This window comes from Candidatus Dormiibacterota bacterium (genome assembly GCA_035635555.1).
Taxonomy (GTDB): domain Bacteria; phylum Acidobacteriota; class Polarisedimenticolia; order Gp22-AA2; family Gp22-AA2; genus Gp22-AA3.
This window is the reverse complement of sequence record DASQAT010000028.1, coordinates 41,383-55,464: the sequence shown is the minus strand read 5'-3', so window position 1 is coordinate 55,464 and position 14,082 is coordinate 41,383. Positions and strand designations below refer to the sequence as shown.

Genomic DNA, 14,082 nt, shown 5'->3' with positions numbered 1-14,082 from the left:
CCATGCACCGTCGCCAGGTTCTCAATGTCACCGCCGCCGCGGCCCTGTCGGCCGCCGTCCTCGTCCTCGCCTTCCACACCGTGCCCGCCGCCCGGGCCGCCGATGAGCTGGCGATCGGCGCGCAGGGCGCCGCCTTCAACCTGAAAGGGACCGACGGCAAGATGCACTCCCTCGACAACGTCAAGGGGGCGAAGGGGACCGCGGTCGTCTTCACCTGCAACGAGTGTCCGTTCTCGAAGGGTTACGAAGACCGGCTCATCGCGCTCGCGAAGGAATTCCAGCCGAAGGGGATCGGCTTCGTCGCCATCAACGCGAACGATTCGAAGATCGTCCCCGGCGACGGCTTCGAGTTCATGGTCAAGAGAGCCAAGGACAAGAACCTTCCCTACCCGTACGTCCTCGACGAGACGCAGGCGATCGCCACCGCCTACGGCGCCAGGGTCACCCCGCACGTCTTCCTTCTTGATGCGTCCGGCAAGCTGGTCTACCGCGGGCGCGTCGACGACTCCCTCGAGCAGGACAAGGTCACGACGCACGACTTCGCCGCCGCCCTCGACGCCGTCGTCGGCGGCCAGCCGGTGAAGGTCGCCGAGACCAAGGCGTTCGGCTGCGGCGTGAAGTACGCGAAGAGGTAGGGCGTCTACTTTCCGCTCGTCGTCTCGTGCTGCGGCTTGCCGTCGTTGATCTCGTACCAGGGGACCTTGCTGCGCACGTAGATGTGGTACTCGGGGCGCAGGTCGATCGGCGTGTCGAGGGTCGCGGCGGCGATTTCGATGAGATCGTCGCCGTCCACGAAGCAGCTGAGGGTCGAGCCGCACTGTCGGCAGAAGGCCCGCTTGGTGCCCGATTCGGCCTGGTAGGTCTGTATCAGGTCGGCGCCCTTGACGTATCCGAAGGCGCGCTTGGGCGCCTCGACGTACGTCACGAAGGCGGCGCCGCTGTTCTTGCGGCAGTCGGTGCAGTGGCAGTTCGACATGTTGCTCAGCGGCCCTTCGACCTTGTAGCGGACGCGGCCGCACTGGCACGATCCCTCATGGGTTTGCTTGGAGGCAGTCATCTCGTCCCTCGCTGGTTGAAGATGTTCTGACCCTATCCTGCCGCGCACCGGCTGTCAAGTTCGTGTCCGCCGGCCCGCCTGGGCCTCCGCCGTCCTCTCCTCGGGCGAACTTCTGGACTCGGTCCGATTCGGCACGTTCAGTCGGGAGATTCCTGACACACCATACGGATTCTCAGCCTCGCTCATTGGGGCATAGACCGGATTTCATTGCGTGCCGACTTGTTCCATCTTCATCGCCTGATGAGGAGGGCGACTATCGTGAAACCGGGTGATCGGTCCCGCAGAGTCGGGTTCCACTTCGCGGCTGCTCTCGTGGCGGTCATCGGCGGCTCCCTGGCCTTCCCGCGGGACGCCCGGGCGCAGGGCAACCTGGTCGTGACCATCACCTCGCCGACGTCGGGCTCGACCGTCAGCGGGACGATCACCGTCAGCGCAAGCGTGAGTCCTCTGGGCGTCCTGGTGGGAGGCGTGCAGTTCAAGCTCGACGGCGCCAGCCTGGGCGCCGAGGACAAGGCCGCTCCCTACGCCGTCTCGTGGAATACGACCGGCGTCGGCAACGGGTCGCACTCCCTCACGGCGGTGGCGCGGGATGCTCTTGGCCTGCAGTACTCCTCGTCACCGGTCACCGTCACGGTCTCGAACGCTCCTCCGCCCGACACCACGCCACCGGCGGTCGGCATCACTTCTCCCGGCAACGGCACGACCGTGTCCGGGACAATCTCGGTCACCGCTTCCGCGTCCGACAACGTCGGTGTCGCGGGTGTGCAGTTCAGGCTCGACGGCGCCAACCTGGGTGCCGAAGACACATCGTTGCCCTACGGCGTCTCCTGGAACACCACGACTGTGGCGAACGGCTCGCACTCCCTCACCGCCGCCGCGCGCGATGCAGCGGGCAACAGCACCACCTCTGCGACTGTCACCGTTACGGTCTCCAACGCCCCGCCGCCCGACACCACGCCGCCGGCGGTCAGCATCACGGCTCCCGCCAACGGTGCCACTGTCTCCGGGACCATCTCGGTGTCCGCCTCGGCGTCCGACAACGTCGGTGTCGCCGGCGTGCAGTTCAAGATCGACGGAGCCAACCTGGCCGGCGAGGATACGACGTCGCCCTACGCCATCTCCTGGGACACGACGACCGCCGCCAACGGCTCGCACTCTCTCACCGCCACCGCACGCGACGCCGCGGGCAACAGCACCACCTCCACCACCGTCATCGTCTCGGTCTCCAACACCTCCACGGGTGGCACGACGCGGATCGAGGAGACCGATCCGTCCGTGGCCTACACGGGCAACTGGATCCCGCAGTCCCGCGCCGACCTGAGCGGCGGCTCCATCGTGGAGGGCCCGGACGCCGGATCGACCGCCAGCCTGACCTTCAACGGGACGGGTGTGCGCTGGATCGGCTTCAGGGCCGATTTCGGCGGCATCGCGGAGGTCTACCTGGACGGTGTCCTCAAGGCGACGGTGGACACGTATTCCCCGACCCAGCAGGCGCAGGCGGTGATGTACACCGCCAGCGGCCTGGCGGCCGGAACGCACACCATAATGATCAGGGTCACCGGGACCTGGAGCGCTTCGGCCTGCTGCTCCTGGATCGTCGTCGACGCCTTCGACGTGACGAGCGGCGGCGGCGGCAGCCCGCCGCCCGACACCACGCCTCCGACGGTCAATATCACCTCCCCGGCCAACGGCGCCACGGTATCGGGAACGACCACGGTGAGCGCCTCGGCTTCGGACAACATCGGCGTCGCGGGGGTCCTGTTCCTGCTCGACAGCGTGGCGCTGGGCCCGGAGGACACCACCGCGCCCTATTCTGTCTCCTGGAACACGACGACCGTGAGCAACGGTTCGCACACTCTCTCCGCCACGGCCCGCGACGCCGCCGGAAACAGAACCACGTCGGCCCCGGTCACCGTGACGGTGTCCAACTCGGCCCCGCCGTCCTCCACGCGCTTCGAGGAGAGCTCGGCGACGCTCTCGCCGGCCGCCTCCTGGATCGCTCTGACGAGCGCGTCGACAGGCGTGACGCTGAGCGGCGATTCCGCGACTGCGGCCGCCGACGCGGGGGCGACCGCGAGCTTCACGTTCACCGGGCAGGGGGTGAGCTGGATCGGCTTCAAGTGCGAGCAGTGCGGCATCGCGAGTGTTCTCCTGGATGGATCCGTCGTCGCGACGGTCGACACCTACGTAGCGACGCGCCCGGCCGCTTCCGGGTCCATGTTCAGCGTCACCGGGCTCGCCGCCGGAAATCACACGCTCGTGATCCAGGTGACCGGGAACAAGAACGCCTCCTCGGCCTCCACATACGTCGTCGTCGACGCATTCGACGTGATGTAGCGGGGATGGGCGGCGCCATCCGGATGGTTGATCCGGGACCCGCGATCAGGTAATAGATCACCCGGACGGCTCGGCTCCAGGACGCCCCGCCGTCCGGGAGATCCGGCATGCGTGTCCGTCACGCCGTCCGCGCCATCGGAGGGCTCGCCCTCCTCGTCCCCTTCCTGCTCGCCGCCTCGTACTCGACCGCGGAGCTGACCCGGAGCGCGTCGCGGGTGTTCAGGGGACGCTGCGTTGCCGCCCGTCCCGGGACCGTGGACTTCAAGGGTCGGCCCCTGGCCGCGACGACCTACGCCTTCGAGGTGAGTGAATACCTGAAGGGAAGCGGACCGCTATATCTCACCTTCCGCCAGACCGGGACGCCCGAGCGGGATGTCGGCGACCTGGGGCGTATCGCCGGCCTGACGGTCTTCGCTCCCGGCGTCGAATACGTGGTCTTCCTCAGGCCGGAGAGCAAGATCGGGCTGACCTCTGCGGCGGGGCGGGGCCGAGGTGTCTTCCTGGTGAGCGGCGAGACTGTGAAGGCGGCCGACGTGGACGGCCGCGCCCCGGTTCCCGGGGCCGAAACGATCCCCTACGACGCCCTGCGCCGCGCCGTCCTGCAGGTCCTCAAGGAAACTCCCTGATCGGCGGCCGACGCTTTGTGCTATAAATCGGCACGGATTACCCTAACTCCAACCGATCGTCAGCGCGAGGGTCGCGATGTTCGTTTCGAAGAAGATGTTCCTTACCAAGGGTGTGGGCCGGCACCGGGAGAAGCTCAACTCGTTCGAGATGGCGCTGCGCGACGCCGGCATCGCCCACTTCAACATCGTCCGGGTCAGCAGCATCTTCCCTCCCGGCTGCAAGATCATCACCAAGAAGGAGGGGGTCAAGTACCTGCGGGCCGGCGAGGTCGTCTTCTGCGTCATGAGCCAGGCGGAGACCAACGAGCCGCACCGCCTGTGCGCCTCCTCCATCGGCATCGCGATCCCCGGGAAGCACGGCGGTCACGGCTACCTGAGCGAGCACCATTCGTTCGGGCAGACCGAGACGGTGGCCGGCGACTACGCCGAGGATCTGGCCGCGCAGATGCTGGCGACGGTCCGGGGGGTCGAGTTCGACCCGGAGACCTCCTACGACGAGCGGAAAGAGATCTGGAAGATCAGCGGCGAGATCTACCGCACCATGAACACCTGCCAGTCGGCCGTGGGGGACAAGCGGGGACGCTGGACGACGGTCGTGACCGCCGCGGTCCTCATCCCCTGACGTCCATGGGCGAGCACCCCGAGCTTCCGATGAACTACGGCGGCCTGGACGAGGAGCACTCGTCGCTGGAACGGGCGCGCGTCGTCATCCTGCCGGTCCCCTACGACCGGACAGCCTCGTACATGAAGGGGACCGCGCGGGGGCCCGAGGCGATCGTCGAGGCCTCGCGATTCATGGAGCTGTACGACGACGAGATCGACCGCGATCCCTACACCATCGGCATCCACACCGCTGCGCCCGTCTCCGGCAACGACGACCCGCCCGAGGTCATGACCCGCAAGGTCGAGGAGGCCACGGCGCGGTACCTGGAGATGGGGAAGATGCCGGTGGTCCTCGGGGGGGAGCACAGCGTCGCCGTGGGAGCGATCAAGGCGTACCACCGGAAGCACCCGAAGCTGTCGGTCATCCAGTTCGACGCCCACGGCGATCTGCGGGCCACCTACGAGGGGTCCGAGTTCAGCCACGCCTGCGCCATGCACCATTTCGCCGGGCGCCTGCCGACCCTCCAGGTCGGCATCCGCAGCATCTCCCGGGAGGAGCGCGATCTGATCCGGGCGAAGAGCCTGATGGTCGTGCCGGCGCGGGACTTCGTCGGCCGGCCGGAAAGGGCGCTGGAACTGGTTGACCGCCTGACGGACGAGATATACCTTACAATTGACGTGGATTACTTCGACCCGGCCATCATGCCGGCCACCGGCACTCCGGAGCCTGGCGGGCCGGGGTGGTACGACACACTGGCCTTTATCCGGGGCGTGTGCAGGAAGAAGAGGCTGGTCGGGTTCGACGTGAACGAGCTGCGGCCCCTGGGAGCAGACGTCGCGCCCGATTTTCTGGCGGCCAAGCTGATCTACAAGATCATCGCCTACCGCTTCTTCGCCGACGGACGCGGCGACCAGGCGGCGAAAGCGGGATGAGGCACAGAATGAGCGGACAGGGCAACAGGAAGAACGCCGCCGACAAGGGAAACGAGAGGCCGCTGGACAAGACGATCGCCGAGAAGATCGCCGCCGCCGGCGTGCGCGCCCACGGCGAGATGCTCGCCTGCGATATCCCCGCCGAGCTGCCGATCATCCCGCTGGCCTCCACCGTCGTGTTCCCGCAGATGGTGGTCAACCTTCAAGTCGTGAGGAAGAAGAACCTCAACCTGATCAGGGACATGGAGCCCGAGTCGATCATCGGTCTGGTGGTTCAGAAGTCCTCCTCCATCGACGTGCCGCCGATCGAGGAGCTGTCGGCCATCGGCGTCGCGGCCCGGCTGGTCAACAAGATCAACGTCTCCGGCAACACCATCCAGATCATCCTCCTGGGGCTGCGGCGGTTCCGCGTCGCCTCGTACATCCAGACCGAGCCGTACCTCAAGGCCCGGGTCGCCTGCATCGACGAGAAGGAAGAAGACTCGATGGAGGCGAACATGCTGATGGGAAACGCCCTGCACCTTCTGGAGAACTTGATCCAGCTCGACCCGCGCGTCCCCGGCGAGATCCTGAACCTCATCAAGAACAACCTGTCCGGTCCCGGCAACCTCGCCGACCAGATCGCCAACCACCTGAACTTCGAGCTGGAGGAGAAGAAGGAAATTCTCACGACCATCACGCCGCTCGATCGCTTGAAAGTCGCAATTCGGCTGATCGAGAAGTCGACCGGGCTGGCGAAGGCGGGGCAGGAGATCAAGGAGCAGACCGAGGACGAGATCCGCAAGGCGCAGCGCGAGTTCTTCCTGCGCGAGCAGCTCAAGGTGATCAAGAAGGAGCTGGGCGAAGAGAGCGAGTCCGCGGCGACGGTGCGCGATCTGCGGGAGCGCCTCGACAAGGCCGGTCTGCCGGCGGAGGCCAAGAAGGAGGCCGAGAAGGAGCTGGGCCGCCTGGAGATGGTGAACCCCGCCTCGGCGGAGTACAACGTCATCACCACCTACCTGGACTGGATGGCGGCGCTCCCCTGGTCCACGACCACGATCGATCGGCTGGACGTGAAGGACGCGTCGCGCATCCTCAACCGCGACCATTTTGATCTGGAGAAGGTCAAGGACCGCATCCTCGAGTTCCTGGCGGTGCGCCAGCTGAAGAACGACATGAAGGGGCCGATCCTCTGCTTCTACGGACCGCCGGGGACCGGCAAGACGTCGCTCGGGAAGTCGATCGCCGAGGCGCTGGGGCGCAAGTTCGTGCGCATGAGCGTCGGCGGCATGCGGGACGAGGCCGAGATCCGCGGCCACCGCCGCACCTACGTCGGCGCCATGCCCGGCAAGGTCCTGCAGAGCCTCAGGCGCGCCGGATCGAGAAACCCCCTGTTCATGATCGACGAGGTGGACAAGATCGGCATGGACTTCAGGGGCGACCCGGCCTCGGCCCTCCTCGAAGTCCTCGACCCGGAGCAGAACAACACCTTCACCGACCTGTATCTCGATCTGCCGTTCGACCTGTCGCGCGTCATGTTCATCACGACCGCCAACCGGCTGGACACGATTCCCGACCCGCTGCGCGACCGGATGGAGATCCTGCACCTCCCCGGCTACGTCGAGGAGGAGAAGCTCGACATCGCCCGCCAGTACCTGGTCCCGCGCCAGATCGGCGAGCACGGGCTGTCGAAGGACCAGGTCTCCTTCACCGACGAAGCCATCCAGGAGATCATCCGCGGCTACACGGCCGACTCGGGTCTCAGGAAGCTGGAGCAGCAGATCGCCACGGTCTGCCGCAAGGTCGCCAAGGACATCGCCATGACGCGCTCCAAGGGACGCGCGGTGGACGCCAAGAACCTGCAGGAGTTCCTCGGCCCGATCGTGTTCATCCCCGAGGTGGCGGAGCGCACCGACGAGGTCGGCGTCGCGACCGGCCTGGCCTGGACCTCGGCGGGCGGCGACATCCTGTTCATCGAGGCCAGCCGGATGAAGGGGAACGGAGTCTTGTCGATCACCGGACAGCTCGGGGACGTCATGAGGGAATCGGCCCAGGCGGCGCTGACCTACGTCAAGGCGCACGCCAAGGAGCTGGGGATCGAGGAGGTCCTGTTCGAGAAGACCGACATCCACATCCACGTGCCGGCCGGCGCCATCCCCAAGGACGGCCCATCGGCCGGCGTGACGATTGTGGCGGCCCTGGCATCGCTGATGTCGCAGCACCCGGTGCGGCACGACATCGCCATGACGGGCGAAGTCACGCTGCGCGGCAAGGTGCTGCCGGTCGGCGGTATCAAGGAGAAGATCCTGGCGGCGCGCCGCGCCGGCATCACGACCGTGGTCATGCCGGCCAGAAACGAGAAGGACCTCGTCGATATCCCCGAGCACATCCGCAAGCAGATGAAGTTCACCTTCGTGAAGGAAGTCGGAGAGGTCCTCGGCGCCGTGCTGTGCGCCATCGTCCTGGCCCCCGCCGAAGCGATCCCGGGCGAGGCCCGCCGGGCGCGCGTCCGCGAGCGCGTGCAGAAGAGACGCGAGCGCGCCAAGCCGCGCGCCGCCGCCTCCACCGGGGGCCGATAAACCCCGCGCCCGGCCCTCTCATGCCCGAGCCCAGGCGCCGCCGCCCCCGCCGGAGAAAGGGGCTGCCGGGCGTCCGCCTTCCTCTTCCAAGGAAACCGCACCAGCGCCACGCAGACAGACGGACGAAGCCCCCGAAGCACAGGAAGACGATCTTCGAAGACTGAACGCGTAAGGAGGGAATCGTGGTGGAGCGTGGGGGGATCGAACCCCCGACCTCGAGACTGCCAGCCTCGCGCTCTCCCAGCTGAGCTAACGCCCCACGAGATTTGGCGAACTATAGCATGCGTGCAAAAATAGGGTCAACGCGCCCTCGTCCCGGGGGTCTCGCGGGGGCGCCGGGAGAACATCGATGATCAACGCGAAACGACTGCTGTCCGCTCTGACTGTCCTCCTCGCAGCTTTCCTGTTCGTCCCGGACGCCTCGGCGCAGGCGCGGCCCTATCGCGGCGGTTTCCACCGCGGGTTCGAGCTCAACGGCTACCTGACCTATTTCAATTTCGAGAAAAGCACCGACCTGGACGGCGACACCGGAGTCGGTTTCCGCTTCGGCTACCTCTACAACCCGCAGCAGGAGGTCGAATTCCTGATCGATAGCGTCTCGACCACCGGCGCCATCCGTGACAGCACCGGTGCCATCATCGGCATCGCGGACGACAACATCACGCATTTCCAGACGGCCTACGTCTTCAACTTCACCTCGCACGACGTCGTTCCCTACCTCACCGCGGGAGTGGGCTTCCTCAGCACGGATGACTCGGCGCTCGGAACCGAAACGGACCTGACGTTCGGTCTTGGTGGCGGCGTCCGCTTCTTCCTGGGACGAGTCCTCTATGCGCGCGTCGAGGCCCGTCAGAATTTCTTCTCGGGGAACCTGCCGGTGTTTTCGGACAGCGAGAGCTTCAGCTTTCAGGAGGTCTCGTTCGGCGTCGGCTGGCGCTTCCCGACGCGCTGAAGCCGGCCGCGGGCCCCGACGCGTTCAGTTGATGTAGCCGAGAGAGCGCAGTCTCTCGAGGACGTTGCGGTCGAGGTCCGACTCGTCGGGCGCCCCTCCGTGCTCCGCCGCGCCGTAGGTGTCCACCCACGTGGCCGGATGCGCCCCGGAGAAGCCCGCGTCGAGCGCCTGCTCGAGGACCTTCCCCTCCAGGTCGCGGGCGATCGGTACGTTGAGGAGCCGCAGAAGCGTCGGCAGCACGTCCAGGAGCCCCGCCCCCTCGATCGTCGTGTCGCGTCGCACGCCGCGCCCGTAGAGCGCCAGGACCCCTTGCATGCGGTGATGCCCCGAGGTCGTCGGCTTCCCCGGAAAGAGGACCGCCTTGAACCCATGATCGGAGAGGACGACGAGCGTCGTCTCCGGGCCGATCCGGTCGAGATACTCCCCCAGGAGCCCGTCCACATAGACGTAGTAGGCGTCGATGACGCCCCCCAGGGCGGCCGCCTCGTCGGGCCTGACGCCGTAATCCATGGCGTCCGGGTGGGCGAATTTCCAGAAGCGGTGCGAGGAGACGTCGACGCCGCCGAAATAGATCGCGAACAGATCGACCGGGTACTTCTCGAACAGCCGGAGCCCGATGCGGCGATACGTCTCGTCGCAGGCCAGGCTCCACAGGAACCCCTCGACGCACTCGCGGTCGTCGGCCGGCAGGGACCGGACGCGGTCCGGGTCGTAGAACCGGCGCACCGTCCCGGCCGGCAGGTCGGCGGGCTTCACCTTGTCGCTCTCCAGATCGTCGACCAGGGACTCCGGGAAGGTCTGCTTCGGTATCCCCGAAACAATCGTCCCCTTGAGCGGGCGGCCGGTGGACCAGTTGTAGATGTATGGCAGGTAGGAGGAAACGATGTAGCCGTTCGTCGGCTCCGCCGGCCAGGTGACCAGCCAGCCGACGACCCCGACCTTGCGCCCGTAGCGCGGCAGGATGTTCCAGAAGGCCGGGGCGCGCCGCATGGTGCTCGTGACCGGACGCACGTCGTCACGCCGGCCCGCCGGCTCCGCCCTCCCCTCCTCGCCGTGCGCCGCGTCCCCCGGCCCGCCGCTCCCCTCGACGACGAAGCCGTGGATGCCGTGACGATCCGGCCGCACCCCGGTCGCGATGGTGGTCCAGAGGGACGGGGACGCCGACGGCTCCATCGACTGCAGCGTCCCGGTGGCCCCCTCTTCGATCAATCGCTTGAAATGCGGAAGACGGCCGCGCGCCACCAGCGGCTCGATCACCTGCCAGTCGGCGCCGTCGATCCCGAAGATGACGACCCGGCCGTGGTCGGCGATCGCGTTTCCATCGCAGGCGGTGAGACAGGCGGCCAGGGCACAGAGCACCAGCGCATTCGCGCACAGCGGCGGCATCGGCCCGCCGGCGCTCAAAGCGCCGCCGGCAGGTCGAGCGTGCCGAGCTGGTCGAGGAGGAAGGTCTCCAGGGCCGAGCGCCCGGGCTCCGGAAGCGCCTCGAACTCGATCCCCATGCCGGGCGGCTCGCCCGTGGACGGCGAGCCGTGACGCCTTACGACGCCGAGGGCGCGGATGCTGCGCTCGGTCCTGCCGACGCTGAAGACCATCTCGACGCGGGTGCCGATCGGGAGGGGGGCGCTGGTGCGGACGTAGCAGCCGCCGAGGGCGAGGGACGTCATGCTGTCGTATTTGAACTGGTCGTCGTGGTACATCCCGGGCTCGCGGTGCGCCACCGCCATCTCGGTCCGGATGCGCAGCTGGCGCCTCCGATCGGTGGCGAAGACCTCCTGGATCTTCAGATAGAGATCGTTCAGGCGCAGCGGGCTCCCGACCAGGAGCCGCGCGCCGCGCGCCCCGTCCTGGACGGCCCGGCCCTCGTCCTCGTTCGACACGCAGGCCAGCACGGCCACACCTCTCTTGAGAAAATGAGTCCGGATGAGGTCGAGACACGCGGTCCTTTCGCCGGCGTCGGCGGGCGGGCAGAGCAGGACGAGCACCGGATGCATGCGGGCTCCGCGCTCCACGTCCGGCGCCTGCGGGTAGGCGGTCATGATCTGGAAGCCGAATTTCAAGAGCGCCTGGGACAGGCCGAGGAGCGTCTCGAGCTGCGGGGCGACGATCAGAACGGGACGGGAGGCGTTGTGCGTCATCGGCGCTCCTTCACCTGGCACCCTGCGACGCGGTTCCCGGTCCCTGGGGACCGGGCGCGGGGGATGCGGACGCGGTCTCGAATTCGTCTTCGATCTCCCCGAAGATCTCCTCGATGATGTCCTCCATCGTCAGGATACCGATCGCCCTTCCCTGTCGATCGACGACCGCAGCCATATGGAGGCGGCGCCGCCGCATCTCCTTCAGGACGGCGTCGATGCGCCGGTCCTCGGGGACCCGCAGCAGCTCCTTCACGATGCTCGAATCCTGCGCCTGCGCCTTGTCCTTGTCGGCGGCGTCCTTCTCGCTGTAGAGCGCCAGAGCCTTCAGATTGATGACGCCGACCAGGTCCCCGCGACGCGCGTCGTACACCGGGTAGCGGGTATGCTTCTCGGCGCGCGCCAGGGCCAGGTTCTCCTCGATGGGGCGATCGAACGACCAGGTGACCACGCGCTCGAGCGGCACCATGACGTCGTGCGCCGTCCGATCGGCGAAGCGCGTGGCGCGCTCCATGATCTCCGCCTCGCTGTGCGTGATGACCCCCTTGCGCAGCGACTCGGCGAACAGGAAACGGAGCTCGTTCTCCGACAGGCCGGGCTCCTCGTGGCCGCGCAGACCGAGCAGCGACAGGATGCCGTTGGCTGTCTTCGTCAGGAGCCACAGGGCCGGGTAGAAGATCCGGTTGAAGGCCATCAGCACAGGCGCGGCGACGCGCGCCATCCTTCCCGGCCGGCGGATCGCCGCCCGCTTGGGGACGAGCTCCCCCAGGACGATGTGCAGGGCCGTGATGATCGCGAACGCCAGGACGGCGGCGATGGTGTGCGCGGTCGGGGAGGCCAGCGCACCGAGCCCCTGGAGCAGCGGAAGCAGCAGGCCGGTGAACGCCTCCTCACCCACCCAGCCGAGACCGAGGCTGACCATGGTGACCCCGAGCTGGCAGGCCGACAGGTACTGGTCGAGGTTCGCGACCAGCTCGGCCGCCAGGTGCGACCCCGGCAGACGCGACGAGACCATCTCGTGGATGCGCGACGCGCGCACCTTGACGATGGCGAACTCGGCCGCCACGAAAAAGGCGTTCCCCGCCACCAGGAGGAACGCCAGAGTCAGATACAGGGGTATGTGAGGCTCGATCATCGGCCCTCCTCGGGACCCTTCACCCTCCTAGAGCTTGACGTACTCGGGGCCGCCGCCACCCTCCGGAGGCACCCATGTGATGATCTGATAGGGATCCATGATGTCGCAGGTCTTGCAGTGCACGCAGTTGCTGGCGTTGATCTGCAGCCGCTTGCCGCCCCCCTCCTTCGGCACCATCTCGTAGACGGCCGCCGGGCAGAAGTGCCGGCACGGATTGTCGTACTCGACGGCGCAGCGGGTCTCGCAGATCGACGTGTCGGCGACCAGGAGGTGCACCGGCTGATCCTCGTCGTGCTTCGTGCCGGAGTGGAACACGTCGGTCAGCTTGTCGAGCATCAATGGATTGTCGTACCGCGGCGACACTTCGTCGGGCGGAGGCGGCGTGTCCCCGAACTGGGCGCGCATGGTCCGCATCCGCGTGTGCCCCGGCTCCGACGGCAGAGGGTCGCGCAGGCCCCGCCCCCCCGAGATCATCTGCAGCGCCGAGTGGATAAGCCCCGGCACGAGCCCGCCCCGGAACCCGGCGTGGAAGTTGCGCACCTTCCACAGCTCGCGCCCCGCCCACGAGTCGCGGAAGCGCTTCTCGTAGCGTGACAGGAACGCCTCCGACGTGTCGTTCGCGACCAGCGCCTCGAGGATCGTCTCGGCGGCGAGCATCCCCGCCTTCATCGCCGTGTGAATCCCCTTCAGCCGCATGGCGTTCAGCATCGACGCCGAGTCCCCGGCGATGAGACACCCCGCGAGGTGCGGCCGCGGCATGGCGTAGATCCCCCCCTCGGGGATCGCCTTGGCGCCGTACGACAGGATTTTCGCACCGCGCAGCATCGGGGCGATGGCCGGGTGGGTCTTCAGCGTCTGGAACAGCGCGTGCGGGTCGAGGCGCGGGTTCCTGTAGTCGAGGCCGACGACCAGACCGATGTCGAGCAGGTCCTCCGCCATGGTGTAGATGAACGCCCCGCCGAACGTCTCGCGGTCGAGCGGGAACCCGAGCGTGTGGGTGACGCGCCCCTTCGGCAGACTCCCCTTCGGGCACTCCCAGACCTCTTTGATCCCGACCGCATAGACTTGCGGGTTCCGGGCCTGGTCGAGGTGGAACCGGTTGACGAGCGCCTTGGTGAGCGTGCCGCGCGGTCCTTCGGCGAGAACCGTGACCTTGGCGCGAATGTCGATCCCCGGCTCGAAGTTCGCCTTCCTCCGGCCCTCGCGATCGATCCCCTTGTCCCCCGTGCGCACGCCGATGACCCTGTCGCCGTCGAGGAGCGGCTCGGCCGCCGCGAACCCGGGGAAGAGATCGACCCCCTCCGCTTCGGCCTGCTGCGCCAGCCAGCGGACGACCTTGCCGAGCGAAGCGACGTAGTTGCCGTGGTTGCGCAGGGGTGGCGGGACGATCGGCAGCGGCAGCTTCCCGTGACGCGTGAGGAACCAGACGCCGTCGTCGGTGACCGGGCTCTCGAGCGGGCAGCCGCGCGCTTCGAAATCCGGGTACAACTCGCGCAGGGCCTTGGGATCGAGGACCGCCCCCGAGATCGCGTGCGATCCGATCTCCCTCCCCTTCTCCAGGAGGGCCACCGAGAGATCGAGCGGCGTCCCTGTCCCCTCCTTCTTGATCGTCTCGTTGCGCGCCTTCAGGAGCTGCCGCAGCCGGATGGCGCCCGCGAGTCCCGCCGGCCCCCCTCCGACGAACAGCACGTCCACGTCGAGCGTTTCGCGATCTCCTGCCGGCATGCCGTCTCCCGACTGAGGGCG

At 67.5% G+C, this 14,082-nt stretch carries 12 protein-coding genes and 1 tRNA gene; 7 read left to right on the top strand and 6 right to left on the bottom strand.

Features of this window, described 5'->3' with window-relative positions; translation table 11 throughout:
- The first annotated feature begins 2 nt into the window (after positions 1 to 2).
- Complete coding sequence (locus VEW47_07215; GenBank protein HYS04967.1) at positions 3 to 635, top strand: thioredoxin family protein; 633 nt, start codon at positions 3 to 5, stop codon at positions 633 to 635.
- A 5-nt stretch (positions 636 to 640) separates the two neighbouring features.
- On the opposite strand, the gene VEW47_07210 is transcribed toward VEW47_07215, so the two are convergent.
- Complete coding sequence (locus VEW47_07210) at positions 641 to 1,057, bottom strand: GFA family protein (GenBank protein HYS04966.1); 417 nt, start codon at positions 1,055 to 1,057, stop codon at positions 641 to 643.
- Positions 1,058 to 1,315: 258 nt separating this feature from the next.
- Between VEW47_07210 and VEW47_07205 the strand changes: the two genes are divergently transcribed.
- From VEW47_07205 to lon, 5 genes are all read left to right on the top strand, one after another.
- Positions 1,316 to 3,394: an Ig-like domain-containing protein gene (locus VEW47_07205; protein HYS04965.1), complete on the top strand. Its 2,079-nt coding sequence runs from the start codon at positions 1,316 to 1,318 to the stop codon at positions 3,392 to 3,394.
- A gap of 107 nt (positions 3,395 to 3,501) precedes the next feature.
- Positions 3,502 to 4,020 carry a hypothetical protein gene (locus VEW47_07200; protein ID HYS04964.1) on the top strand — a complete coding sequence of 173 codons (519 nt, stop codon included), beginning with the start codon at positions 3,502 to 3,504 and terminating at the stop codon, positions 4,018 to 4,020.
- A gap of 76 nt (positions 4,021 to 4,096) precedes the next feature.
- Positions 4,097 to 4,642, top strand: coding sequence for an arginine decarboxylase, pyruvoyl-dependent (locus VEW47_07195; GenBank protein HYS04963.1), 546 nt, complete (start codon positions 4,097 to 4,099; stop codon positions 4,640 to 4,642).
- Positions 4,643 to 4,671: 29 nt separating this feature from the next.
- Positions 4,672 to 5,556: an agmatinase gene (gene speB / locus VEW47_07190; protein HYS04962.1), complete on the top strand. Its 885-nt coding sequence runs from the start codon at positions 4,672 to 4,674 to the stop codon at positions 5,554 to 5,556.
- A gap of 8 nt (positions 5,557 to 5,564) precedes the next feature.
- Positions 5,565 to 8,114 carry an endopeptidase La gene (gene lon, locus VEW47_07185; protein HYS04961.1) on the top strand — a complete coding sequence of 850 codons (2,550 nt, stop codon included), beginning with the start codon at positions 5,565 to 5,567 and terminating at the stop codon, positions 8,112 to 8,114.
- 183 nt (positions 8,115 to 8,297) lie between these two features.
- Here lon and VEW47_07180 read toward each other — a convergent pair.
- Positions 8,298 to 8,373: transfer RNA gene (locus tag VEW47_07180), tRNA-Ala, on the bottom strand.
- A gap of 90 nt (positions 8,374 to 8,463) precedes the next feature.
- Between VEW47_07180 and VEW47_07175 the strand changes: the two genes are divergently transcribed.
- Entirely contained in the window at positions 8,464 to 9,066 is a 603-nt protein-coding gene (locus VEW47_07175; protein HYS04960.1) for an outer membrane beta-barrel protein, read from the top strand.
- Between the two features lie 24 nt (positions 9,067 to 9,090).
- Here VEW47_07175 and VEW47_07170 read toward each other — a convergent pair whose 3' ends face one another.
- The 4 genes from VEW47_07170 to VEW47_07155 are packed head-to-tail and all read right to left on the bottom strand — an operon-like array spanning position 9,091 to position 14,061.
- Positions 9,091 to 10,452, bottom strand: coding sequence for an alkaline phosphatase family protein (locus VEW47_07170; protein ID HYS04959.1), 1,362 nt, complete (start codon positions 10,450 to 10,452; stop codon positions 9,091 to 9,093).
- A 14-nt stretch (positions 10,453 to 10,466) separates the two neighbouring features.
- The gene (locus VEW47_07165) at positions 10,467 to 11,204 is read right to left on the bottom strand and encodes a PilZ domain-containing protein (GenBank protein HYS04958.1); all 738 of its coding nucleotides are present in this window, start codon (positions 11,202 to 11,204) and stop codon (positions 10,467 to 10,469) included.
- A 10-nt stretch (positions 11,205 to 11,214) separates the two neighbouring features.
- Positions 11,215 to 12,336, bottom strand: coding sequence for a hemolysin family protein (locus VEW47_07160; protein HYS04957.1), 1,122 nt, complete (start codon positions 12,334 to 12,336; stop codon positions 11,215 to 11,217).
- 27 nt (positions 12,337 to 12,363) lie between these two features.
- Complete coding sequence (locus VEW47_07155; GenBank protein ID HYS04956.1) at positions 12,364 to 14,061, bottom strand: electron transfer flavoprotein-ubiquinone oxidoreductase; 1,698 nt, start codon at positions 14,059 to 14,061, stop codon at positions 12,364 to 12,366.
- Positions 14,062 to 14,082 lie beyond the last annotated feature (21 nt).

Excerpts from the sequence above, each read along its gene's own strand:
- VEW47_07215 (HYS04967.1), top strand. The coding sequence starts at position 3 with ATGCACCGTCGCCAGGTTCTCAATGTCACCGCCGCCGCGGCCCTGTCG.
- VEW47_07210 (HYS04966.1), bottom strand. The coding sequence starts at position 1,057 with ATGACTGCCTCCAAGCAAACCCATGAGGGATCGTGCCAGTGCGGCCGC.
- VEW47_07200 (HYS04964.1), top strand. The coding sequence starts at position 3,502 with ATGCGTGTCCGTCACGCCGTCCGCGCCATCGGAGGGCTCGCCCTCCTC.
- VEW47_07195 (HYS04963.1), top strand. The coding sequence starts at position 4,097 with ATGTTCGTTTCGAAGAAGATGTTCCTTACCAAGGGTGTGGGCCGGCAC.
- speB (HYS04962.1), top strand. The coding sequence starts at position 4,672 with ATGAACTACGGCGGCCTGGACGAGGAGCACTCGTCGCTGGAACGGGCG.
- lon (HYS04961.1), top strand. The coding sequence starts at position 5,565 with ATGAGCGGACAGGGCAACAGGAAGAACGCCGCCGACAAGGGAAACGAG.
- VEW47_07175 (HYS04960.1), top strand. The coding sequence starts at position 8,464 with ATGATCAACGCGAAACGACTGCTGTCCGCTCTGACTGTCCTCCTCGCA.
- VEW47_07170 (HYS04959.1), bottom strand. The coding sequence starts at position 10,452 with ATGCCGCCGCTGTGCGCGAATGCGCTGGTGCTCTGTGCCCTGGCCGCC.
- VEW47_07165 (HYS04958.1), bottom strand. The coding sequence starts at position 11,204 with ATGACGCACAACGCCTCCCGTCCCGTTCTGATCGTCGCCCCGCAGCTC.
- VEW47_07160 (HYS04957.1), bottom strand. The coding sequence starts at position 12,336 with ATGATCGAGCCTCACATACCCCTGTATCTGACTCTGGCGTTCCTCCTG.
- VEW47_07155 (HYS04956.1), bottom strand. The coding sequence starts at position 14,061 with ATGCCGGCAGGAGATCGCGAAACGCTCGACGTGGACGTGCTGTTCGTC.